22 protein-coding genes, 1 pseudogene and 1 CRISPR repeat array are annotated in these 23,864 nt (G+C 37.8%); of the genes and pseudogenes, 5 read left to right on the forward strand and 18 right to left on the reverse strand.

The features are described from left to right. Nucleotides 1-68 precede the first annotated feature (68 nt). The 4 genes and pseudogenes from NSQ61_RS07780 to NSQ61_RS07795 all read right to left on the reverse strand — a co-directional run. Nucleotides 69-632: pseudogene (locus NSQ61_RS07780) on the reverse strand (reverse transcriptase domain-containing protein); the annotation flags it as partial. A gap of 618 nt (nt 633-1,250) precedes the next feature. After that, nucleotides 1,251-3,116 (reverse strand): PTS fructose transporter subunit IIABC, encoded by a 1,866-nt coding sequence (locus NSQ61_RS07785; protein ID WP_311067195.1) that lies wholly within the window; start codon nt 3,114-3,116, stop codon nt 1,251-1,253. Nucleotides 3,117-3,129: 13 nt separating this feature from the next. Then, on the reverse strand, nt 3,130-4,044 hold the full coding sequence (gene pfkB / locus NSQ61_RS07790; protein WP_130158789.1) for a 1-phosphofructokinase: 915 nt from the start codon (nt 4,042-4,044) through the stop codon (nt 3,130-3,132). Between the two features lie 2 nt (nt 4,045-4,046). Beyond that, nucleotides 4,047-4,796, reverse strand: coding sequence for a DeoR/GlpR family DNA-binding transcription regulator (locus NSQ61_RS07795; RefSeq protein ID WP_066249044.1), 750 nt, complete (start codon nt 4,794-4,796; stop codon nt 4,047-4,049). 301 nt (nt 4,797-5,097) lie between these two features. Further along, nucleotides 5,098-5,591: direct repeats of the CRISPR family, unit length 30 nt; unit sequence GTTTCAATTCCTCATAGTTAAGATAAAAAC. 877 nt (nt 5,592-6,468) lie between these two features. On the opposite strand from NSQ61_RS07795, the gene NSQ61_RS07800 reads away from it, so the two are divergent. Beyond that, nucleotides 6,469-6,798, forward strand: coding sequence for an AHH domain-containing protein (locus NSQ61_RS07800; RefSeq protein ID WP_207225800.1), 330 nt, complete (start codon nt 6,469-6,471; stop codon nt 6,796-6,798). Next, nucleotides 6,798-7,358, forward strand: a complete 561-nt coding sequence (locus NSQ61_RS07805; RefSeq protein ID WP_130158177.1) for an imm11 family protein — start codon at nt 6,798-6,800, stop codon at nt 7,356-7,358. Before NSQ61_RS07800 ends, NSQ61_RS07805 begins: the two co-directional genes overlap by 1 nt. Before the next feature lie 575 nt (nt 7,359-7,933). On the opposite strand, the gene cas6 is transcribed toward NSQ61_RS07805, so the two are convergent. From cas6 to NSQ61_RS07840, 7 genes are all read right to left on the reverse strand, one after another. Continuing rightward, on the reverse strand, nt 7,934-8,677 hold the full coding sequence (gene cas6, locus NSQ61_RS07810) for a CRISPR-associated endoribonuclease Cas6 (RefSeq protein WP_130158179.1): 744 nt from the start codon (nt 8,675-8,677) through the stop codon (nt 7,934-7,936). Nucleotides 8,678-8,731: 54 nt separating this feature from the next. Next, nucleotides 8,732-10,105, reverse strand: coding sequence for an RNA repair transcriptional activator RtcR family protein (locus tag NSQ61_RS07815; RefSeq protein WP_130158181.1), 1,374 nt, complete (start codon nt 10,103-10,105; stop codon nt 8,732-8,734). Beyond that, nucleotides 10,102-11,070 carry a type III-A CRISPR-associated RAMP protein Csm4 gene (csm4, locus tag NSQ61_RS07820; RefSeq protein WP_130158183.1) on the reverse strand — a complete coding sequence of 323 codons (969 nt, stop codon included), beginning with the start codon at nt 11,068-11,070 and terminating at the stop codon, nt 10,102-10,104. Before csm4 ends, NSQ61_RS07815 begins: the two co-directional genes overlap by 4 nt. A 13-nt stretch (nt 11,071-11,083) precedes the next feature. Continuing rightward, a complete protein-coding gene (gene csm3, locus NSQ61_RS07825) occupies nt 11,084-11,785 on the reverse strand; it encodes a type III-A CRISPR-associated RAMP protein Csm3 (protein WP_130158185.1) in 702 nt (233 codons plus the stop codon). 3 nt (nt 11,786-11,788) lie between these two features. Beyond that, the gene (csm2, locus tag NSQ61_RS07830) at nt 11,789-12,202 is read right to left on the reverse strand and encodes a type III-A CRISPR-associated protein Csm2 (protein ID WP_130158187.1); all 414 of its coding nucleotides are present in this window, start codon (nt 12,200-12,202) and stop codon (nt 11,789-11,791) included. Continuing rightward, nucleotides 12,180-14,414: a type III-A CRISPR-associated protein Cas10/Csm1 gene (cas10, locus tag NSQ61_RS07835; RefSeq protein ID WP_130158189.1), complete on the reverse strand. Its 2,235-nt coding sequence runs from the start codon at nt 14,412-14,414 to the stop codon at nt 12,180-12,182. The genes csm2 and cas10 overlap by 23 nt, the downstream gene beginning before the upstream one ends. 162 nt (nt 14,415-14,576) lie before the next feature. Continuing rightward, nucleotides 14,577-14,858, reverse strand: coding sequence for a hypothetical protein (locus tag NSQ61_RS07840; protein WP_130158191.1), 282 nt, complete (start codon nt 14,856-14,858; stop codon nt 14,577-14,579). Nucleotides 14,859-15,440: 582 nt separating this feature from the next. On the opposite strand from NSQ61_RS07840, the gene NSQ61_RS07845 reads away from it, so the two are divergent. Further along, entirely contained in the window at nt 15,441-16,040 is a 600-nt protein-coding gene (locus tag NSQ61_RS07845; RefSeq protein WP_066249000.1) for a TetR/AcrR family transcriptional regulator, read from the forward strand. A gap of 10 nt (nt 16,041-16,050) precedes the next feature. After that, on the forward strand, nt 16,051-16,515 hold the full coding sequence (locus tag NSQ61_RS07850; RefSeq protein ID WP_130158193.1) for a DUF2269 family protein: 465 nt from the start codon (nt 16,051-16,053) through the stop codon (nt 16,513-16,515). Nucleotides 16,516-16,995: 480 nt separating this feature from the next. Here the strand turns inward: NSQ61_RS07850 and NSQ61_RS07855 are convergent, their stop codons facing one another. The 7 genes from NSQ61_RS07855 to NSQ61_RS07885 all read right to left on the reverse strand — a co-directional run bounded on the left by NSQ61_RS07855 (nt 16,996) and on the right by NSQ61_RS07885 (nt 22,647). Next, on the reverse strand, nt 16,996-17,331 hold the full coding sequence (locus NSQ61_RS07855; RefSeq protein ID WP_130158195.1) for a hypothetical protein: 336 nt from the start codon (nt 17,329-17,331) through the stop codon (nt 16,996-16,998). A 6-nt stretch (nt 17,332-17,337) separates the two neighbouring features. Continuing rightward, entirely contained in the window at nt 17,338-17,547 is a 210-nt protein-coding gene (locus NSQ61_RS07860) for a hypothetical protein (RefSeq protein WP_130158197.1), read from the reverse strand. Further along, a complete protein-coding gene (locus NSQ61_RS07865) occupies nt 17,534-17,830 on the reverse strand; it encodes a hypothetical protein (protein ID WP_130158199.1) in 297 nt (98 codons plus the stop codon). Before NSQ61_RS07865 ends, NSQ61_RS07860 begins: the two co-directional genes overlap by 14 nt. 54 nt (nt 17,831-17,884) lie before the next feature. Continuing rightward, nucleotides 17,885-18,388 carry a PadR family transcriptional regulator gene (locus NSQ61_RS07870; protein WP_063386906.1) on the reverse strand — a complete coding sequence of 168 codons (504 nt, stop codon included), beginning with the start codon at nt 18,386-18,388 and terminating at the stop codon, nt 17,885-17,887. 4 nt (nt 18,389-18,392) lie between these two features. After that, nucleotides 18,393-20,855: an FtsX-like permease family protein gene (locus NSQ61_RS07875; RefSeq protein ID WP_340806638.1), complete on the reverse strand. Its 2,463-nt coding sequence runs from the start codon at nt 20,853-20,855 to the stop codon at nt 18,393-18,395. Next, nucleotides 20,824-21,543, reverse strand: a complete 720-nt coding sequence (locus NSQ61_RS07880; protein ID WP_130158203.1) for an ABC transporter ATP-binding protein — start codon at nt 21,541-21,543, stop codon at nt 20,824-20,826. Before NSQ61_RS07880 ends, NSQ61_RS07875 begins: the two co-directional genes overlap by 32 nt. Nucleotides 21,544-22,518: 975 nt before the next feature. Beyond that, nucleotides 22,519-22,647, reverse strand: coding sequence for a hypothetical protein (locus NSQ61_RS07885; RefSeq protein ID WP_277986838.1), 129 nt, complete (start codon nt 22,645-22,647; stop codon nt 22,519-22,521). Nucleotides 22,648-22,894: 247 nt separating this feature from the next. Between NSQ61_RS07885 and NSQ61_RS07890 the strand changes: the two genes are divergently transcribed. Further along, nucleotides 22,895-23,836 (forward strand): Gfo/Idh/MocA family protein, encoded by a 942-nt coding sequence (locus NSQ61_RS07890; RefSeq protein WP_063386903.1) that lies wholly within the window; start codon nt 22,895-22,897, stop codon nt 23,834-23,836. The last annotated feature ends 28 nt before the right edge of the window (nt 23,837-23,864 follow it).

Here is a 23,864-nt window from a genome sequence, read left to right on the forward strand (position 1 = left end):
CTTTTAACTGGTTGTGACAATAATAAACTGTCAAATTATTATTGTATTGTATTTTCACTAGAGACGGTCGTTCCCATGTCCGTTTCCATTACCACTCCATTGATCATCACGCCTGATTGAAGATACCGGCGGATTACCTTCAGTAGAATTCGATCTTTGATCGTTTTCGCTAAGATCCCCATCAGTTTGTCGTGATTCACCTTGTCAAAGAATTTCTCTAGGTCTATATCGACTACCCAACGATATCCTTCTTTGATATAACCCTTTGCTTCCCTAACCGCATCATGTCCCCTTCTACCTGGGCGGAAACCATAGCTATGGTTCGAGAAGGTCGGATCAAAGATTTTCGTCAACACTTGGGCAATCGCTTGTTGGATGAAACGATCCGTCACGGTAGGGATCCCTAGAAGCCTTACTCCACCGTTCGGTTTCGGGATTTCGACTCGACGGACGGGTAAGGGCTTGTAGGTTCCTTCTCTCAACGACTGTCGAATGGAGTCCCAATTTTCGTAGAGGTGTCTTCGTAGGTCTTTTACGGACATGCCATCTACTCCGTGACCTCCTTTATTCTGTTCGACTCGTTTCAGTGCCGCCAGGAGATTTTCCCGTGACAAAATCATTTCCATCAACATTGATATCCTCTCCACGTGAACGAATTCTTCTATTTGTGCCATCTTCTGCTCCACCCTCTTGAAGTCCCCCGTGGGATTCACCACTTCCTCCTTCAAGTAAGTCCTATCGGATTGTCTGCTTCCACACAGAAGATGAACGCCTAGCGATTCGTTCTCCTTAATTGTTCAGTCCTTCCTCTTCCATCTCGAGCTTGAAAGAGTACTATGACTTCTGCTGACTTCTGACTGTTCAGCTATCTATCACTAGATAGGTTACCAAGGTTACTTGGCGTGCCAGCCAGACCTCCCCGGGTAAGAGTGTAATCTTTCCTTCCATCCATCTGCTTCATTTACTTTGTATCACCTTCGGCAGAAAGGGCTTTGTTTTGTTGTGCAAACTCACCCAGTGATACCTAGCCTCATATGAAGTTCGTGTTCCGAGAGACCTTAAAGTTTGCCGCTCGCTTCCTTCAGATTCCGCGTCGCCACGGACACCCTTGCGTTAAGCCAACTGCTACTTCTGCCTTCGCAGCTCGGGACTTTCACCCTATAGATTACACCCATGCCGGGCGCACACATAAAAGGGTTCAGACACTAGATCCGAACCCTTAAAAGAAATTTGCTGCTCGTATTAGTCTTTTATTCTTTTACTTCTTTCTTTAAGAAACCGACCATAAGAGCTGTTACAAATGAACCAATTAAAATAGCAAGTACATATAACCATGGACTGCCGCTTATAAACGGGATGACAAATATGCCTCCGTGCGGTGCTGACAAACCAATTCCAAATACCATCGTTAACGCACCGGCAATTGCGGAACCTACGATAATCGATGGAATTACACGTCCTGGATCAGCTGAGGCAAAAGGAATGGCTCCTTCTGTTATAAAGGTTGCCCCCATAATATAGCACGTTTTTCCTGCTTCTCGTTCTGCTTTTGTAAACTTCTTTTTAAACAAAGTTGTTGCAATGGCTAGTCCTAATGGAGGAACCATACCGCCAGCCATAATCGCAGCATGCGGGGCGTAGTTTCCTGCATCAATCATCGCTAAACCGAATGTAAAGGCTGCTTTGTTGATCGGACCTCCCATATCTACAGCCATCATTCCCCCTAAAATCAAACCTAAAAGAACTAAGTTCCCAGTTCCTAAGCCTTCCAGCCAAGCTTTCAATCCATCGTTAATCGCTTTAACAGGATCATTCACCACATACATCATAATAAAACCTGTAATTAAAATACCGAATAAAGGATATAGTAAAACTGGCTTAATCCCTTCTAATGATTGCGGCAGAACCTGAAAGATTCGTTTTAAAAGAACGACTAAATATCCGGCTAAGAAACCGGCAATTAATCCGCCAAGAAAACCGGCCTCCCCATTTGCTGCCAAAAATCCTCCGACCATTCCCGGAGCAAATCCCGGACGATCCGCAATACTCATGGCAATAAATCCGGCTAAAACAGGAATCATTAATTTAAAGGCATTTTCCTTGCCAATAGTCATCAATGCTTCAGCAATCGGATGGTAAGATGGATCGTTCGGATCGAACGCTTTAATCCCAAAAATAAATGAAATGGCAATCAAGATACCGCCGCCAACGACAAATGGCAGCATGTTTGAAACCCCATTCATGAGGTGCTTATAAAATCCTTTTCGTTCTCCCCGTTGAAACGCTGAATTTGTTTCTTTTCCCGAAGCTTTGTAAATAGGTGCGTCTTTCTTTAATGCTCGTTCAATCAACTCTTTTGGTTGGCGAATGGCTTGTGCAACAGGGACTTCAATGACATGTTTGCCATCGAAACGGTCCATTTCCACTTGCTTATCTGCAGCCACAATGATTGCGTCTGCCTCTTCGATCTCTTCTGGCGTCAGCTTATTTTTGACACCGCTTGAACCATTCGTTTCAACCTTAATGTCAACGCCTAACTCTTTCGCTTTTGTCTTCAAAGCATCCGCTGCCATATACGTATGAGCAATACCAGTCGGACAAGCGGTAACGGCTAAAATTTTTCCTTTTTTAGAATCGATCTGCTCGCTCTCTTCTTCATTTTCCTTTTCTTTTTCATTGATAATTTCAATGATTTCCTCAGCAGAATTGGCTGATTCAATTTTTTTACGAAACTCTTGATCCATTAACAATGTCGATAAACGGGAAAGTGTTTCTAGATGAGCATTGTGGACGCCTTCACTAGCTGCAATCATGAAAAATAAATGGCTGGGCTTACCATCTAAAGACTCAAAGTCAATGCCTGCTTTTGAACGACCGAATGCGATCGCAGACTGTTTAACTGCATTCGTTTTAGCATGCGGAATCGCTATCCCTTCGCCAATTCCAGTCGTACTTTGAGATTCACGAGCAAGGATGGCCTCCTTAAACGCTTCTTTATCGTGAAGCTTCCCTGCCCTCGCAAGCGTTTCTATTAATTCATTAAGTACTTCCATTTTGGTAGCAGACTGTAAATCTAATATAATCGTCTCTTTCGTTAATAAATCCGTGATTTTCATTATACAATCCTCCTTACCGATAAATTTCCAAGCGAATATTTGGAAGAAGCTGTTCCACACTTTCCTTTGTACATAAATCTTCTGAAAATGCTGTTGCACTTCCGGCACTGACGCCGTGTTGGAATGCTTTGATCGCGTCATGGTTTTGAATATAGGAGGCTAAGAAACCGGCAACAGTTGAATCCCCAGCTCCTACTGTATTTTTCACGTTACCTTTTGGGACTTTGGCCAATACGGTATGATCAGCATTAATCAATACTGCTCCGTTTCCTCCCATGGTAACGATTACATTCCTTGCTCCTTCATTTTGCAGCTTCTTTCCGTACTTTATTGCATCTTCTACCGTCTCAATGTTTACATGAAACAACTCTCCTAATTCGTGATGGTTCGGTTTTATTAAAAAAGGTCTCATAGGTATCAACCGTTTTAGACTCGGTCCTGATGTATCAACGACAAACGGTATTTCCCTTTCCTGACAAATCGATGCTATCGTCTCGTAAAAATTTTCAGGAACTGTTGGAGGCAAACTGCCAGCAAGCACTAAAACATCATCTTTATTCAAAGAAGAAATTTTTGATAATAGCTTTTCCTGCTTTTCTTTTGAGATGGCAGGTCCATTCCCGTTAATTTCCGTTTCTTGATCTCCTTTCAGCTTTATATTGATCCGGGTAGGCTCTTCCACCTCAGTGAAATCAATGGCAATATTTTCACTAATTAATGCATTCTTAAGAAAATCTCCTGTAAAACCGCCTGCATACCCTAATACAACACTATCGATACCAAGGCGTTTCAATACGCGGGACACATTGATCCCTTTTCCTCCCGGGAAGTAAAGTGTTTCTTCCGCTCGGTTCAATTCTCCTATTTTTAAGTGATTAATACGGACGTGATAATCAATCGATGGATTTAAGGTAACCGTATAAATCATGATTATTTCACAACCTTTACTGCGGTTTTGGCTGAAAATTCTTCTAAGATTTCTTGATCAATTTCATCTGTAATAATGATGGCATCATTTAAATCTGTAATTTTTGAAAAGGTAAATTCATTAAATTTTGTATGATCAGCCAGAACAAATGACTTTTGTGAGAGATTCATTGCGAGGCTTTTCACAGCCGCTTCTTCTGGATCAGGAGTTGTATAACCAAACTCAAGGTGGATTCCGTTAACACCCATAAAGGCCTTATCAAAACGATACGATTGCAGCCCCTCTTGAGCCCCCTTACCGATGAGAGCTCTTGTGGTCTTTTTCACATAACCACCCGTTAAATAGGTTTCGATATTTTGTTCAAGCAGTGCTTCCAAATGGGTTAATCCATTTGTTACTACTTTTATTTTTTGAGCAGAAATGTACGGGATCATTTGAAAGGTGGTTGTACCCGCATCCAAATATATACAATCACCATCTTGAATGAGACTCGCTGCATATTGAGCGATCATCCGCTTTTCTTCTAAATTCTTTGTCGATTTTTCGGAGATGCTCAGCTCTTCACTTCTTTGTTGAAATAAGGAAGCTCCGCCATGAACTCTCTTTAACTTTTTTTCTTTTTCTAATTGGCTTAAATCTCTTCGAATCGTAGATTCTGACGAAGAGGTTGCCTCCACCAATTCTTGAATTTTGACGACTCCCTTTTGTTCCAACAGCTCTAAAATGATCCGGTGTCTCTCTGGTGTTAGCAGCCTTATCAACTCCCATCTGGATGTTTTCTCTTTCTCTAATTTCATTATAGTGTAAGCACTTTCGAAAATCTATCATTTTTTATCAAAAACATTCAAAAATGATCGTTTTATGACAAAAATCAGTCACAAACGATCATATGACAAGTCCATTTAATCCAAAACGAGAAAAAAAGGAATCTTCTACATCATGTTCGCCAATAAAATAACCCTTTCTCCTACAGACATCTGTCAAGGAGAAAGGGTAGTAAATAAATTATGAAAAACGTTGCCCTACGTGTTGTGAACCAGTCCGAATGAATGAGATTTAAGTTCTTATAGTTAAGATAAAAACCTAGCCATCAAGATTTACCTCGACGATAGAAAACAAAAGTTTCAATTCCTTATAGTTAAGATAAAAACTTATGTTACAACAATGTTACAAAACTTAAAATTTCATGTTTCAATTCCTCATAGTTAAGATAAAAACGAAATGCTTCTGAAAGAATTTGGTACAAAGTCAATGATGGTTTCAATTCCTCATAGTTAAGATAAAAACTGCTTGAGGAAAGTGTAGGTATCCCACCTTATTAGTTTCAATTCCTCATAGTTAAGATAAAAACGACATCCATCAGATGAAAAAATAGCAGGCTTTCAAACGCTTCAATTCCTCATAGTTAAGATAAAAACATGTCAGACGTTTTAAATGTTTTGATTGAAGGTTTGCTTCAATTCCTCATAGTTAAGATAAAAACCAAGCCTTGATGAGGAACTAGAACTTGAAGAGATGCTTCAATTCCTCATAGTTAAGATAAAAACCCCAAAAAATGTTGTTAAATAAGCATTTCATTTTTAATGCTTGACTGGTTATTTTTATTTTAACGAAAAGGGGAATTTTTATCAAATCTTTGATTTTCTTGGGCTCAATGAAGATTTGAAAGAGTCGTCGATCCCCGGGGATTTTTGCATGATTGGGGGTCGACGACTCTTTTTTATTTCCGTTTAAAACAGATTTCAAAGTTTGCTTGCCGACAATGAAATCCATGTTGTATCAACCATTTTACCTGACCCATCTGTTTTAATAAAGTAAACATCCGGCTCATTCCCTTCTCATTCAATTGAAGGAAGAGTGAGACCATATTTTTAACATTTCATTCTGGAAAAATTGGTTTAGGTCTATTCGATCGGTTCCTACGATCTGAAATAAGAACATAATCTGAAAAATGATTGGTAGTTTTTACTTAAAATTCCTTTTTTTCTTTCTGTTTACCAAAAGTTTCATATTTTCTCTTATAATGAAACAGAAAGCTGTTCCACATGTTGGAATCCATTTCGTTTCAATCGGAGGCATGAAGGCAGTGGATGTCAAGTTATCCCTTCTGAATGGGAAAAGACGAAGAAAGGTATTGGCGACCTGGTCGGTCTCAGTGTATGAGGCAAAGGCATGATTGATAAGAAATCCCGCACCATTTGAAAAACAAAAGCGCAAATAGTGCACTGAAAGCCGGCCGGTTCTTAGACAACGCCCTGACCAATCTGAAAAATTCAATCCCTGGCCGGCAAATGGGATTGGCCATGGAAGGGATTGAGAACGTTAAAGTTCCACCCGAAAACACCAATGGATTGGAGAATAAAGTTCGAGCTTATCTGAGTGAGAAGACGGGGTTAAATCTAGGCGAAGGTAAAGCAGGCAACGATGGCGTTGAACTTAGCACTAAGGGTGCAGGTAAACCTTTACAAAAACATCATTATGCTACTAATAATAAGTAAAAAATATACTCCACAAATAGAGGCTATAACAAAAAAATATGGACTAGATTTGGATGACGTTTGGAATATAGAATTACTACCTCATCATGGAAGACATCCAAATGCTTATCACGAGTATGTGTTAAGCAATATTAGAACTTTTGATAAAATAGCTAAGGGGGATAAAAGGAAATTTTTAAGATTATTCGAACAAGTAAAACAGGAAATTAGAAAGAACCCGGAGATGCTTTATAAAGATTATTGGAGGAAGAAATAATGAGATTTTATAAGTTGCTAATGGATGATAGTGATGATAGAGATGTAGTAGCATACTGTATAGATACAAAGGGATTTGAACAATATGAATTATCGGAAGGTAAGTATATTCATAATTGGAATAGCGAAATCACCTTTTACTTTGACCCTAAAGAAGGAGAAAGATTAACAGATTACTTAGCAAACAATTTAGGGTGGTTTATAGTTTCTGAAAGATTTAAAGCGATTTTAGAGAAAGTAGATGATGGTATACAATATCTGCCTATAAATGTAGTGATTAAAGGTGAAAACAAAATTTTAAAAGGTTTTTCGGTAGCTAACATTTTGAATGTTGTCGATGCATTAAACTTAGAAAATTCAGATTATAGTGTGTTTGAACTTGATGGTGAAAGTATATATAGTATAAAAAAATATGCTTTATGTAAGGAGGCGATACAATCAAAGCATATTATTAAACTCAAGGGTGATGAAATTCCAATATTCATATCAGAAGAACTTAGAGAACTAATAGAGAAAAATAATATAACAGGATGTGACTTTTTAGAAGTTAAAGTAATCTAAATATAGGTATTTTATACGGGAATAAGGCTCTGACTCATAAGGGTCTAATGGTATTATGTCAAGAAAATAGACACGTAAAATCGAGAAAAATTTAAAATCCTACTACCGCACTTCGTTTGGTGGCCTCTTGAGAAGGAGAACGGTTTGGTAAACCATTCCTCTTCTCAAGAGGAAAGATGTCCCTTATATCGTAACTTATGGTGAGAAACGTTGCTGCTTTTTGCCTTGCTGATGAATCTTCTCATACTCCATTGGGGACATGTACTCATTAGCGGGGCAGCAAATCAGTTTCAATCCCTTATAGTTAAGATAAAAACTAAACAGTCAGGGGAAGACCTTGACTGTTTTTCTTAGTTTCAATCCCTTATAGTTAAGATAAAAACCTCAAAAAATGTTGTTAAATAAGCATTTCATTTTTAATGCTTGACTGGTTATTTTTATTTTAACGAAAAGGGGAATTTTTATCAAACCTTTGATTTGCTTGGGCTCAATGAAGATTTAAAAGAGTCGTCGATCCTCTGGGATTTCTGCATGATTGGGGGTCGACGACAGTTGATGCATTCTATTTAAACATTTTAATCAATGATATGAAACATGCCAAATCCTTGAGAGTTTCGTCCACCTAAACCAGTATTATACAAAAACGTCAAATACTCTGGAGATGATTTCAAACGATATCTTCCCAACCAAGCCGTAACATAAAAATCTTTAAATTTAGTAACCACTTTATCTTTACGAGCTACTTCTATGGGCTCGAGGATTAATCGTGATAGCGGTCTTTGCTGATAAATAGCTTCATATTTATTCTCAAAATTTCTTTCAACCAATTGGGAGAACATAGGATCCAACGGTTGAAAATAGTGTGTTTTTCTTTTGCCATCTAAAGAGGAATAAGTAGAATAAACAGTTATTGGCGAAAGCATTTCAATAATAACTTCTTCTCGTTCAATTTTTTTGTTTTCAACTTCAATACTTTGAATTAAACACTTATTGTTCCCCAATACGAGTTCGGTTTGATTTGTAAAGTGATCGATTAACTCTTTTCCCATTTCGGTAAAAGCGGTCCCGATGTGACAAGTGACTTCATCGTAAAATATAATTTGCTTTTTATCTATTTGCAATTCATGTTTTCCAAGCAATCGGCTAAACGTAAACAATTTGAATGTTCGTTTTTCTTTTTGATACCCTTTGTTATGGATGAAATCGGACAAATATTTTGACCGCATTGAGTTATATAACATACCTTGAACTGCTGATTGATAATGGAGCGGTAAGGATATTTCTGAAGTTGAAGGTCTCAACTTCAATGTAATTCTCATATAAAAATCTACCTTCTTTCTGGCTTATAAATCGCATAATTTACTATGAATTTCTTATGAAGAACTTAACACTTTATTTAACCTACTGCCATAAAAAGACCGATCGAAAGGATAGAGATTTAAGTATTTTTCTGATTGCATATTATGCTTTTGAAAAATGAAGTGTAAAAAATGTTCAGCGGTTTTCACTGCCAATTCTGCATCATCTGCCTTGACTGGTAATAATCCATGAGCCGCATAAGAACTATTTCGTAACTTACGAAGATATTCTAAATTGTTGGATAACGATTGTTTCTTTTTGCCTGCTACTTCAACTACAATTTGATCCATCTCTCTCACATATTGTAGGTTGATTTCTTTTAAAACTTTTGCAGCTGAACTTAATGTTAAATTTCCATTCGATGAGTATTTCATGGCTGCTGCTTTAAAGTCTTCTTTTGAACTTTTATTTAGATTTCTCGGATCTACACCGATTCTTCTTAAAACATAAAATAATCCTTCTTCATAAATTCTCCAGAAGCGTGCAAGTGAATCTGCATAATTTCCTTCTTCATAGCGACGGATCATATTATGATATAAATCTACTAAAATTAACCCAATGTCTAACTTACTACTATATTGACCATCCTCAGTCACAACTTCATAAATCTCACGTAAAGAATCCAACACTTTGAGCTGTTCATCTACTATCGGTTCCAATTCAATAAACTCTCTTTTAATCGATGCCTTTACTTCCTTTAATTTTTTTAAAGCGTCTTCATACCGAAGCATGTCCCAATACATATATCCCTGTACTAGATGTGTTAAAGTTTCCGCAAGCTTTTGCCGACTTCCATATTGTGTTACTTCTTTCGCTAAATAAGAAAGGCGATCTGCAGCTGTAGAAAATTGATATTTGCTTAGTAAGTCCTGAATCTGTCTGAGGATATTTTCTTCTTCTAAATAAGCTATATTTACTTCCTTTACTCGCTCTTTCTCCTCAGCAAATTGGGGAGCGACAACTTGATACAATTTCCCTTGAATGATGCGTGAAAAAACGAGTAACGCCCAACACATTTGCATTTGAGGAGTACCAGAAGAAATTGAAACAAGGTACTCTACATGTTCATGACTCGTTTCTTGAACAATTTTACGAATGATTTGACGCATTTCTTCAATGATTTCTTGCACATCTGTTGGATTCATTACTTGAATAGGGATTATGGAGATATGAACCTCTTTTCCCATTTCTTTTGCTAAACCAAGAATATACTCTTTTGTTTCCTCCGCATTTTCTTCTGTATCACTTTTGCTTGTTGGACTTTTCACCGTTGGAAATAAATACATCCAATCCGGTTGTAATGCCTTAAAAGCAGCAACTATCGCTCCCTCTGTGCCATCGTTCGCCAAAGGATCTCTATTTCCAACGAAACTAAGCAGTATTTTCATATCGATCTTTTCTCCTTTTCTATATATTTTGGCAGTTTAATAGGAATGGCAAATGCGTATCCATATTGAACAACTTCGTGTAAATATGGATGTATATTTTCGACCATCCGTCCATAAAAAGGAAGTGGCTTGTCTACACGAAAAACGGCACCTGGTTTAATTCGGGTAAACGGTTTTTTAAATGGGTTGTTTCCTAAAGAATATGTATTTCCAACCTTCCCGTATTTTGTTTCGATTTGGTACCATCCGCTGACGGGATCTAATTTTTTAGGAACTCCATGGCTAAGCCACAAAACCGCATCCCCGCCAGATTGCGCCGTATCTAAGTCTGAACGTTGTTTCATTCCAAGTATCGAGAAACGACCGAACCCAATGCTTTTTTTCTTTCCAAATCCCTCTACTGATACTATTTCAAAAAGATGTAAGAGCTCCTTAATAACACTTTCTCTTTCTGCTCTTACAAATATTGAAAGTAATTGAAAGTCTGGAAGATACATTGACTCCAGTTCATAAACCCCGTTTTCTTGAAGGGAATGTCCTAGTTCGCGGTCAATGGTGTTATGCAGAGATACACTACGCTTATAATCTACTAATAAGTCTCTTTCGTGTTCTTCATGAAGTATAGTTTCGTAATTACCGGTAATGACTTTTAAAAACATATTTTCCGTAAAATACGTAACTTTTTTGAATATTTTACCTTTTTTTGCTTGTTCAAGTTGTTCCTCAAATGTATGCGCTTCTCTTTCTAATGGCGGAATCATTGGTTTAGGATACAGTCCTTTTATCCATGCATCCGAAAGTATAAACGGTGGTCTTCCTTCCTTAAAAAGAAGGAGCCAATCCTCAAATGATTGTTCTCCATTTAACTCTTTGTAAGCCCACGCTAAATGCCCAAAGATGGTATCAGCATGCCATGGTGTAAGGAACGGGCTTTGCAAGCGAACGGTTATTTCATAAATTTGCAAAACACTCACATCCTTAAACAAGCTCTAATTCTTTCAATTTTTTTGCATCTTTTTGAATTTTTTTAATAAAATTGAAAGAAACTTTTCCATATCCTCTGCTGCCAGATCCCCCTAAATAATCATGTTCTAGTAGCTTTAATCCGTGAGTAAAAAATTCAATCATTTCTTGTTCGTTGTCACCATCATATACTTTTAAAACAAACTCTACTGCAAATTCAGTCCCAGCAGGTACTCGCTCAAGTCCTCTTGGTGTAGCGCTCATTTTAATGCGATCAATTGTATTTTCCCATTTATAATCAGCAAGATTCAGCCCTTTTTCTAGTTGAAGTTGTGACAACTTTTCTTCCCATTCTTTTGTAAGGTGAGCATCACGAACAATTAAACGAGAAGGTCCTAGATGATGAGATGGATTTTTGTGTGGGCCAAATACTTTACATACAGTGCAAAAGCGTGCAGCACATCCACACGGTTGTCCATTTCTCCTCTCTACTCTTTTTCCTTCTTTTGTTTCAAACCGACCGTATATCGATTCTAAAAGAGAACGCATTTTTCCCTTTAGTGAAGAACCTGGAACGTATGGTAATCCACTGATTGGATCTCGAATAATTGGGTTGTCTACTCCGCCAATTTCAATCGACTCATTAGATCCGCCGATACGTAACCCCGTTTCACATTTCATAATAGCTTGTACTTGAATGAATTTATTTAATTTCATGTATCATTTCCCCTTTCTGTTTCCTTTTTGATCTTCTTTTGGAAAAAAAGCAACTACCGATTGAAAATGATCGACAAACGCTTTAAAATCTTTCAAACTTTGTTCCGCAAGCCGCACATTTACTTCCAGAAAGTCTTTAAATGATTCTGGAACATTTGCTTGATCGCGTTGCAATGAATAGTAAACAAGTGGAATTAATTTTTGTAGTTCGTGTTTATTTCTTTGAAATGTTTCTTCATCTCTGAACATTGTCGATAAGGCGCGTACACGACCGTAAAAGCGGCGGATGGAAGCACTTGTCATTTTATCTCGTTTAAGTTTAGATGCGATCGCTTTTGCCCAGTCAATATATATTTCTCTTTTATAATTTCCCGACTCATCGAAATAACCTGTATTAAGATATGTTTTGATTTCCATATGAGTCTTTCTCCTCTCTTTCTCGATAAAGTTGTGCTACCTCTAAAATGAGCTTCATATGTGCCCATTTCCATCGGACTTCGGCTACATCTATTTGTAGTAATTGGGAAAACCAATTTCCGATCTCTTGTCGCTCATTTTCGAATGTTCCTGTAATATTCCTTTGGATTTGGTCATTTAATAATGGGACTAGTTTAAAAGCACTCCCTTGCCCTTTTTGTAACGATTGGTACATATTAGCAAAGTAATACAGCTTGTGTAAAAACGATGATGAAATACACCCTTTAAGACACCATTTTCCTAATCTTTCCGCTTCGCTAAGAATCTTTTCAAAATCTCCCCATTCAACAGGTTTATGTCGGATGGCTATTTGATTTCTTCCTTCAAGTTTTCGATTATAACTCGGTTTTTCTTTAGCTAACTCGAGCTGTTCTTCTACCATTTTTGTTGCATGTGGTAACGGTATTCTCGAGCGGACGATTTCTATTCCTGCTGAAAGCGTCACATCTGTATTTCCACCTACATACGTAACGAACTGTTGATGAATTTCTTTCGCAAACTCAATAACTTCGTTCCATGAACCAATTAGGAACAAATCGTCCCCACCTGAAAAAACGGTATAGATGTTGCGGTATTTTTTTTCAATCATCTCGTTCACATGACCGGCAAAAAATCGTTCTAAGTAACGACTTAGAGTCATTATTTCATCCAATGTATAAAGACCACGTTCATCTTTGTTTCTTAATCCGAATGAAAAGAGCATTCCGAGTCGATCAACATCCGCCTTTAAATACGCTATTCTTTCTTTTCCTTTTGCTAGTGAAGCTAGACAATTAAAACTTAAAGGTATTCCCTCTTCTGTGAACAAGCCTTGTTCTTTGCAATGGTTACAACCTCCTTTTGGAGCTGTAGGAATATAGTTAGTCATCCAGCGTTGTTGAATAGGAACTTCTTTTTTGGGAATCGGATGTTGATTTATGATAACTATCAACTTTGAGTCGGTTGGAATGTGCTCTTCTGCCTGTATTAGAGAAACAGATACATTTGGAAATATGGATATATCTCCATTTTTTTGATGAAAAACAATATACTTTGTTTTAGGAATTAACTTTCCTATTTTTTCATCTTCTTGACAATACCTACATAGTTTTTCTTCGTTCTCAGCATCAGCCGGGTAACGACGACAACTTTTGCAAAATTCCTCAGTTATACTAACATTATGGATAAAAGCATCTTCATTCCATTTCCCATCTCGAATCAATATTTCTTCAAAGCTACGACTCTTCGATTTTCTTATTTGTTGAAAAAGATTCGTTAAGCAAGAAGGAAAGTCATTTTCGAGCTGATGAAGAGAGACCTCAGTTTTACTTGTGTGAAGAACAATGGTACCGTGATATTTTTCATAAAGATGTTGATTGATTTCTTTTTTCCATTGCTCTATAAATGTATCAATGCCTTTTGGTGCAAGTAGATAAAAAACACCACCTGCTGATAAAACTAAGTTCCATACTGGTAAACCTAAACGTTCAAGTAAATCGTAAGCGGCAGCGTCTGCAATAAGTCCTAATGAGAAGCTTCTAGCACGAAGAAGTTTTGCGACACTTCCACCACCTATTCTGGAAATATCAAATAAATAACGCTGGATGCCTGAGATATCACCCATTAATAAAGTCAAATGTTCACCTTTTTGAATAACAGATGCTATGGATGCAACTAAACGAATATATACAGATAATGGGACTGATTCCTTTTTACTCCCTACTGGTATATTTGAGAGCCATTGATCTGCCCAATAAAGAAAGTAACTAATACGAACTTGAGCATCATCAGGGCAATTAGACCAAAATCGACAAAACTCTTTCGTAATTGTTTTCCAGTAATTCTCTAGGGTGTTCAGACTTGGTGGAACTTCACTCGGTGTCATAAAAGGTTCGTGTAATGGCATTGGAGCATAATAAGACGGGATAGGTTTCTCATGGGAAAGAGATAATTGACTAAAAATAGAGCGTAATGGTGAAGGGAATCGACCAGTTCCCTCTTCAATTAATTCAAATAAGCATGTATCCTCTATTAAGTCATATGAGAAGTTCAACATACTTAAACACTCTTTAATTTTACGTAAATCATCTTGAGGAAGAAACGCTGAAAAACGATTCATTAATATTTTGATTAAGGCTTTTTCGACGTATTGAAAATTAGGGTTTTTATTCATAGTTTCACCATCTTAAACAATAATTTTGAATGCTCCTTGACACACTAATATTTCATTTAAAATAATTCACATAACAAAAATTTTCTAAAAAGAGAAAAACATCTCTTTCTTTTAGTATGGAATACAGTTGGATTCCAAGCTGTCATTTTTCAATCAGACTTTTTAGCGATTACTTCTATACTTCAATATTTGTAAATCATAAAATAAAGCAGTATTTAAATACGATTTGCATCTTTCCCCTTGAACGACCTCCCCAAGTTTTTGAACAATTCTTTCATACTCAGCATTAGATCTTTTAAAAATAACAATCTGTCCAAAATAGATTGATCGGAAGAGTGATCCATACTCTCTAATTATTAATTCCGATACACATTTCCTTAAATGACCTTTTAATTGACTAGCATGAATAAAAAACTTACCATTTTTTTCAATAAAAACGGTCATAAAAAACACCTCCTAAATTATCATGGATAAAACAAATGCACTACTCTTGGTTTTTCTAATCATATCATCTTGCTATTGAAAAGCATTTTTATAATTTACAGATATGGACAACTGATTAGAACTGTCAGTAAAGATTACTACATCTACAGAAAATCCCTTTTCAGTCTAATTTTTGGAGTCACTAAAAATATCGACTTTATTCTAAAAATATTTATTAAATATTGCGAAATATTTCTATACATCGTCGCGTCCCAGCAAATAAATTCCGAAAAATTTAAACATATCTAACAGCAAAAAACATTCGCGAGACAAAATTCTTCATTTTTCACTTATAATCTCCAAATTCTGCACACAAAGAAAAATTCCTTTTTTTGTTCAATGAACTTTTTGTGAACATTGTCATGTGTCTTTTCGATCAAGTAACTAACAAGTGACAATCATGTCAACACAAAGTAAAGTGATAAAACTATGATCATTTATCAATAAGAGGCATTTGACCAAATAAAACAATTTATTTACAAACCGACGGTCGGTTTTTATAATTGATTATAAATAGTTACATAACATCGGGAGGAAACTTGATTGAAGCGGGAACAGAAACGAGAACAAACGAAACGATTGCTGCTGGACGCTGTGAAAGAATTAATTTGTGAAAAAGGGTGCACCAATACAACGCTCAATGACATTATGGAGCGTTCCGGTTTGTCTAAAGGAGCCATTTTCCATTATGTAAAAAGCAAAGACGAGCTTTTCAGCTGGGTGTTGGAAGATAGGCTGGACGAAATTAACGGGCGCTTTTTTAATAAGGCTTCGCAAAAGAAATCATTTGAAGAACCGATGCATGAAATTACCGCCCGATTGTCGGATCTGGAAAATCCTCAAGATCCCGGCAATCAAGTACTAATGTATCTTCTCGGAAAAAGCGATCAGCTTGATGTCAAGAACATACTCCAACAGTATTATGAACAAGCCATTCATATGTCCAAATTATGGATAGCTGCTGGGCAAGAGGCAGGGGTAATCCCTCAGTCCGTTGATGCCGATAAAACAGCAGAGTTGTTTATGCTCATTTCATTTGGTCTGCGAATGCGCGGCGCCATTGATTCAAAGAAACATTTCTTTCATCATAAAGATTTTGCTGAGCTGATGTCTGGCATGCTTCAGCCAAAGGAAGAAAGGTAGGAGGAGGCATATGGAATTTCTGTTATTTATGCATATTGTCGGAGTTGTCCTTTTTTTAGGCAATATTATCATTACGGCTTTTTGGAAAATGCGGGCAGATCAAACAGGGAATCGTGAATTAATTCATAGTGCCGCCAAAAACGTCATGCTTGCCGATTTCGTTTTCACAATTCCGGGACTGCTGCTCATCATCACATCCGGAGTTTGGATGGCCGTTCGAACGGGGTATCTTATTTCGGGATTTAATTGGCTGACCTTGTCATTAATATTGTTTGTATTGACAGGAGTACTTTGGGCAGGGGTGCTTCTCCCCTTACAGCGAAAGATGATACGGCTCAGCGCTCAAACTGAGGAAAATGAGTTCAACACGGAAGCGTACCGTCGAGTGTCATGGCTCTGGATGATATTCGGAACTATTGCAACACTTCTTCCTGTTTTGATCTTATATCTTATGATTGGCAAGGGATTCTTCTGAACACACTTTTCCGCCGAAAGCGATGGAAAATGATCAAGTGGAGAGCTTTTCTAAAAAGGAGTACGGAAAATGCTTTCTGAAAAACAATCAAGGTCTGGCTTGTTAACTTCTGACATCAATCGTGCCATGTTCAATGAAATTTCCACTATACGTCAAGATCACCATCCATATGGCAGTGTGAAGAAGAGCGATTTGAATCTAAAGAATTAGCTTTCACAGTACAAAAAACAGAGTTTAAGTTTTTTAGAATATAAAGAAAAAAACTTGGGACGGATATACTGTTCCGAGTCAACCGTTTAAAATTGTACACGATCATAAGTGACTTAGAATTAATAGAAAGCGTTACGATGAATTATAAAATTGATGACCATAACACTTGGCTTTCATTACCTATCACCTGCTTAGATAGCTCCGGTAAGGTTCTTTTAATTCCACATCCTCGTACATGAAACCGTTCGATAGCGAGTTCGCTTCAGTTACTTATTTTTCATTCCACATTATCGTTATATACTTTGCGTACACTTCAGGGATTGTTACTTGTTTTCCCGAAGACTGATAAGTTTTTAATCCCTTGACGGTTCCCCAAAAAGTAATCATTTCATTTTCAAGCAGATGGCTTTTTTTGTTTGCATTTCGGTAATTCACGACTATCGCATTATTCCAAACGCCGTCTATACTTTTATCGACGTTCACTTTAAAAGTAATGTTGTTCCCATGTTCAATAATTTGAATAACTTTTCCAGTGAATACAACCTTTTTATTTTTGTAAGCACCAGGATTTTTCGCCAAATTTAAGTAATGAATTTGTACATCCATATACTCCTAGAAATCTTCTTTGACAGGAGCAGCCACAGCCGGGGTCTTTTTACTTTCTTCTTTCATATTTTCATTATTAAGTGTTTCGTCCGTCCCCATAGACCAAAATATTGCTGGAACCACAACGAATAACACCAGGTGAATGAGCGAGGATATACGATTTTTTTCGATATATTTCGCATCACGGTTTTGTCTTATCTTTTCATATTTCTTCATCTGTTAACAGCTCAACACCGCGCAGCTGACCGATTTTTATTGATCTAGACCTGATAAAATCGGATATTCCAAAAGTACAAGCATAAATGACAAATATAGTAATAACAATGAGAAACGTTGAAATCTCACCTGTTTGCTGACATACATACAACCCGAGTCGAGCTTCAGCTTTCAGCAAAATACTGAGTTTTGGTTTTCTAAAAAATATCGAAAGATGACTGACAACACTTCCGCTACGATAAACAGTTCCCAATGATATGCCAGATCGCAATCCTAAGCCCATTCTCCTTTCATTCTATTTATGCTGGCCCGCACTTTTCTTTGAACTTGGCAGCTTTTAATGGATTCGATTTTCAACTTGATTTATCCAGTTTAAATCCGCCTCTAAATGCAATAAAATACCGGTGATCAATAAATATTTGCTTTCGTCACCCTGAAGGAGCAGCTCTGTTTTTAATTTGGTCAATTCCATCACTTCTTTAATCACCACCGCTTTTTGCTGTTCAAGCATTTTCTTTTCCTGAGCAAAATTAATTTTGCGGGCACAGCTCCATTTAAAGAAAAAATCTTCTTTTGTCGTGGTGTATGGCACCGGTTCCAGCAACCATTTTTCCAACTCATCTTTACCTTTTGGTGTTAACTCGTATAATTTTCTTTCCTGATCGTCCATTCCTGCGGACGAGACAAGTTGATCACGAATCAGGCGATCAAGCGTAGTATAGATCTGACCGGGATTAATTTTGCCTTTAATGCCAAAAAGGGAATCCAATTCTAATTTCAATTCGTATCCATGATGTTTTTTTTGGTATAACAATGTCAAAATTCCATATTTAACTGACAAGTTGTCAACCTTCTTTCAGTGATGATTGGATATCTATTTTGCTGGCACTTTGGCTTGCCATCCAAGCGGCGCATAGACTCAACGCAACACCGGATATCACTGCCATTATCAAATTACTGTATGGCAGCTTGAAAGACATAAATCCGTCCATGAGTTCAGACTGACTTGTTACATAGATTAAGATCAACCCAGCTGCTATTCCTCCGATAACTCCGGATAACCCAACGAGCAAGCCTTCGGCGATAATCATATTTCTAACCTGTTGTTTAGTAAACCCAAGAGCACGCATCGTTCCGATCTCGAAAACGCGTTCCAGCGTGTTCATCAAAAGGGTGTTGGCTGTGCCGATACTGGCTAACCCGATGATCATAAACAGCAACATCAAGATCAGTTCATTCATACCGGAAATTGTTGAAGTAGTGGACTCAATTTCATCTTCAACCGTCTGAACCTTTGACAGATGATCGCGGAAATCAGACCATACCCGATCTCGGATGGAACTGGCCGCTTCGTTGTCAACAGTAAGCAGCAAATCAAAGCTTTTTGTCCATCCAAATTCCTCCTTGAGACGTTCCTCATCCATAAACGCGACATAACCGGAATAATGCGATGTTTTGACAACTCCAACCACCACATAAGATTGTTCACCATTTGGCGTATTCATCCGAATGCTCTGCCCGATCTCCCCGCCCCATTCATCAAATGCGCGTTCACCAAGAAGCACAGCATTTTGCTGTTTTAACCGGTTATACAGTTTTTCCTCATGTTGATCGGCAAATAACGCCGGACCATCTTCACTTACGGCAAAAACAGAAAATTGTCTACTTACTCCGTCAACCGTTTCCCACGTAATCGGGGTCGCTTCCATTAATGGCTCAACGCCTAGAACTCCATCATAAGAACGCAGTTTCGTTATATCTTCTGCAGACCAAGGCGCTTCAGACGTAAGTCTCATATCTCCCCCGTACGTATTCCTGATTTCTTGTTCATATCCTTCCGGAGCTGATTCCACCACCGCACCAAGCAATAAAATAACCGAAATTCCGATGCCGAGTATCGCTGCCGTATTTGCATTTCGATTGATTTGTTGAAAGAGGCTTTTGGCAGCCAAACTCCCCGCATAATGAAAAAGAAAATTTAAAACAGGTTTTATGATTCTGCTTAAACCGGCCAACAACAAAGGAAACAAAAGAATGACACCTGCCAAAACGGCTGCATAAGTTACAGAGTGGTCGATAAACACAAAGCATAGAAGCACCAAGCCAACTACAGCTCTAATCAGCAGAGGTCTTGATGATCCCTTCGATTGGCTGGCCATTTTTAACGTCAATAAAATCGATGTTCTGCCTGCATGATAAATAGGGAAAAGCGAAAACAGAACAGGGAACAGCACTCCAACAGTCACCGCCATAATCGCCGGCAATCTCCAATTTAAAGTATAAACTATATCAAATTGGAGCATGCTGAGCAGTTCCTGCATAAACAGATCACCGAGCCATATACCAAGAGGAACACCGATGGCTGTACCGATCAATGACAAAAGTACGATTTCAATGAGCACAAGCTTAGACACAGAACGTTGTGTGTAGCCGAAGCTTTTCATTATAGCAAATTCTTTTTTTCTTTCGATCACGCTTGTATAAATTGTGTTAAAGACAATAAAACCGCTGACTAACATCGATAAACCGGCAACAATATAAAAGAAGGTATAGAGGCCGCTAATATCGTTGTTCTGAAGGTCATCTGCTACAACAGGCTGTATGAACACACCTGACCCACGGAACTGCTGCTGTAAGGAATGAAAGAGGTCCTTGCCATCGCCGTTGACCTGAAACCGCATATAAGAAATCTCATCATGTTTGCCTGTCCATTCTCTTAACATATCGAGTGGAACTAAAACCCGAAAACTAGTTGATTCAGCACTGTCCCAATCACTAGGACTTGCAAGCAGCTGCGTATACTCAACAATAGCAGAAACTTTTGCCTCTCCCAAACCTTCAAACCGAACCGTATCCCCAACCTTTTTTCCTAAAAGGGTTGCAACAGTTTTCGGCAATATGACCCCTTTATTATCCAAACTGCCTTCAATCACAGGAAGCACCAGTAACGGGCTGTTTTGGTCACTGACTCCGATAATTCGTACAGATCTTTGACTTAAAGAGTGATCGTCTTCAAGTTCAAAGAACGCTTGCTTTTGGAGAACAAGCAGCATATTCGTAACATCGGGATCATCTTGAACAGGCTCAATCATTTTTTCCGGATAAGTATGCTTATCGCTTAAAACCCAATAATCTGCATTGGCTACATACATATCTGTGTAGTAATTAAAAACGTCTCTAGTTGTTCTATCGGCTACCAGCATAGCGGTGATAAAAGATGTTCCCAGTATAATTGCAAACAAGGTAAAGAAAAAACGCTTTTTGTTATGAGTGATATTACGCCATGAAATTCGCCAAATATTTAGCATAGTCGCCCTCCTCCCTCGATACCACCTGATCGATGCCTCCGTCCCTGAAAAGAATAATCCGGTCCGCAAATCCGGCTGCAAAAATATCATGAGTAACCATCACGATCGTTTGTCTGTTTTCACGATGGAAGACTGTCAATAGCCGGAGAATTTCTTCTGCATTCGCTCTGTCCAAATTCCCTGTCGGTTCATCCGCTAATAAAACAGTCGGGCTATTTACGAGTGCCCTGGCGATAGCAACACGCTGCTGCTGACCGCCACTGAGCAAGTTGGCGCGTTTGCGATGAAGTCCTTCCAATCCTACCGCCTGAATCAATTCTTGGATCACCCGATTCTTCTCCTTTGTCAGTTTGCCGTCGGCATGAAGTGGAAACGCAATATTTTCTTCTACAGTTAAAGTCGGAAGCAGTTGATAATTTTGAAAAACGAACCCCAGTTTTTGTCTTCTGAATATCGTTCTTTCTTTTTCGCTCATCTTATTTAAATATTTCCCGTCAATTTGTATATCTCCAGCGGTCGGTACGTCAAGGCCTCCCATCAGCTGCAGCAAAGTGCTTTTTCCGGAGCCACTGGGTCCCATTATCGCTACGAATTCGCCTTTTTTAATATTCAAATCGACGCCTTTCAACACCCGTGTTCTCTCTTGCCCCTGCAAAAATTCTTTAGTGAGATTGCTAACTTTAATCATAGCGTTCGCTCCTCTATTATTCGTATTGTAAAAATTTTCATATAAAATCACTATATTTCATTATCGTCAGTGCCTCGCTCTATCAATTGTCCACAGCGCGACGCTCCCTTCGATTTTCTGTATGCCACCAGCACCGAAAATAGTGTAATCGTCTCAATTGCTGATAGAACAAATGACCTACCTTTTGGTTTAGGTTAGCCCTTAAAACCCTCCACAGAAGAAGTGAACTCCGAATTCGACAATGGTTTTAAAACTTTTTTGGCATGCTTTTTTGTTCCCTTTGCCCTTGACGTCAATGTCAAAACTATTGGCGCTTTTGCCAATAGTAATTGCATGGCATTTCCATCTAATTAATGGAAATAACTATGAACATCTACTGAGTTCTCAAGGACTTTTGACACTACCTCAATTATTTCATCTGCTTTTATACACTCATTATATACTAAGTATATATTATAAACAAGCGAATTTATTGGTAAAATCATTATTGAAAGTTATTTTAAAGGCTAAAATAATATATATCTAGTATATATAATTTCAATATATGATTAAGTTCAAACGAATGTGAAAATTCATTTTCGGTCAAAAAATCAAGTTGACATTCTACAGGTTCATTACTGGGATTGTGTGTCAATCACAGAAAATGGTGAAGAGACAAAATCAGAAGTATAGTCATAGAGGATAATCAAAATATCGTGACTAAAAATAAAAACACATGTGTAGCTGAAGAGTAAAGTCCATATCATTGTGTAAAAAAAGAAAAAGAGTCATGCTGCTTCCCCTTTGACAGATAAAAACACCAACTAAGAGATATGCAAACATGACTCAATATCATATTACCGCAAATAATGAACTTTTGCACGGGTTATTGATGCGAGACAAAGGATTACCAAGCTGCTGGAGCAAGTCGTGAAGCAACTTCTCTAAATATTCGTAACTTTTTCTTCCGTTTCCAAAATTCCATACCGTTCTTTTTCAATTTCCCGCCCTGAGTGTTCGGTGCCAAGGCAATCCCGAACCGAACAATCCTAAGGGCACCAATAATACGGCCAGCATAAATGTAATGGTCGGTCCGATTGACCAAGCGAGTTCGGTTGCTCCCACTCTGAATGCCTGTTTATCCTTTTCAGAAATTCGATCAAAACAGAAAAGCAGATGAAAAAGAAACTGTCGTTTACTCTTTTTTTCGGGACTTTTCAGACAGCTCTTACCATGTTAATATGTTTTGGTTTTTATTGACATGGAGTTTTAAGTTAGTTCAAAAAAAAGATAATCGAATAAAAAGCTGCTGCAGAACATGTTATAATATGATATTCATGTACAAATATGAACAATAAAGGTGGGATTCGTTATGAGATTTGGTATTATAGGAACAAACTGGATTACCGACCATTTTATAAAAGCTGCAAGCGCACACCCGGAATTTTCCCTCGGCGCTGTTTATTCGAGAACAATGGAAAAAGCAAAAATGTTTGCCGAAAAATATCAAATAAAACACGTGTACACCAACCTTGAAGAAATGTTTCAAAGCGGCAATATTGACGCCGTTTATATTGCATCCCCCAACAAATTCCATGCCGAACAAAGTATTTTGGCCATGAAAAATAGAATTCACGTTCTTTGCGAAAAGCCGGCAGTAACGTCCGTGCAAGAAATGGATGAGGTCATTCAAACAGCCAAAACTTACAATGCCATGTTTATGGAAGCGATGAAATCAACCGTTACGCCGACCTTTTTAAATTTAAAAAAACATCTTGACGAAATCGCTCCGATCAGACGATTTGTTTTCCATTACAATCAATATTCTTCACGATATGATAAATATAAAGAAGGAATTATTGAAAACGCCTTTAAACCGGAATTAGGAAACGGTTCGAAAATGGATTTGGGTGTATACTGCTTAGCACCAATTGTTCATCTAGTCGGCGAACCAAAATCCATAGTAAAAAATCACTATTACTTATCCACCGGTGCAGACGGTCAAGGAAGTATGATTTTAAATTATGATAATTTTGAAGCAGTCGTAATGTATTCCAAAATAACAGACTCCTTTTTCCCTAGTGAGATCCAAGGAGAAAAAGGTGTTATTGAAATTGACAAAATCAGTGATCCGAAGAAAGTTGTCATCAAATATCGAAACGGTGAAATAAAAGATTTAACCGTGGAACATAAATTTGAAACGATGTATTATGAAGTAGAAGAATTTATAAACTGCGTGAAAAACGGCAAAATTGAATCCGATATAAATAGTCATGAACGGACAAAACAAGTTGTGAAGCTGTTGACGATGTAGTGAAATTCCTAACGCCAGTGGAAAAATG

This window comes from Aeribacillus sp. FSL K6-1121, assembly GCF_038003725.1.
GTDB classification, from domain to species: Bacteria; Bacillota; Bacilli; order Bacillales; family Aeribacillaceae; genus Aeribacillus; species Aeribacillus composti.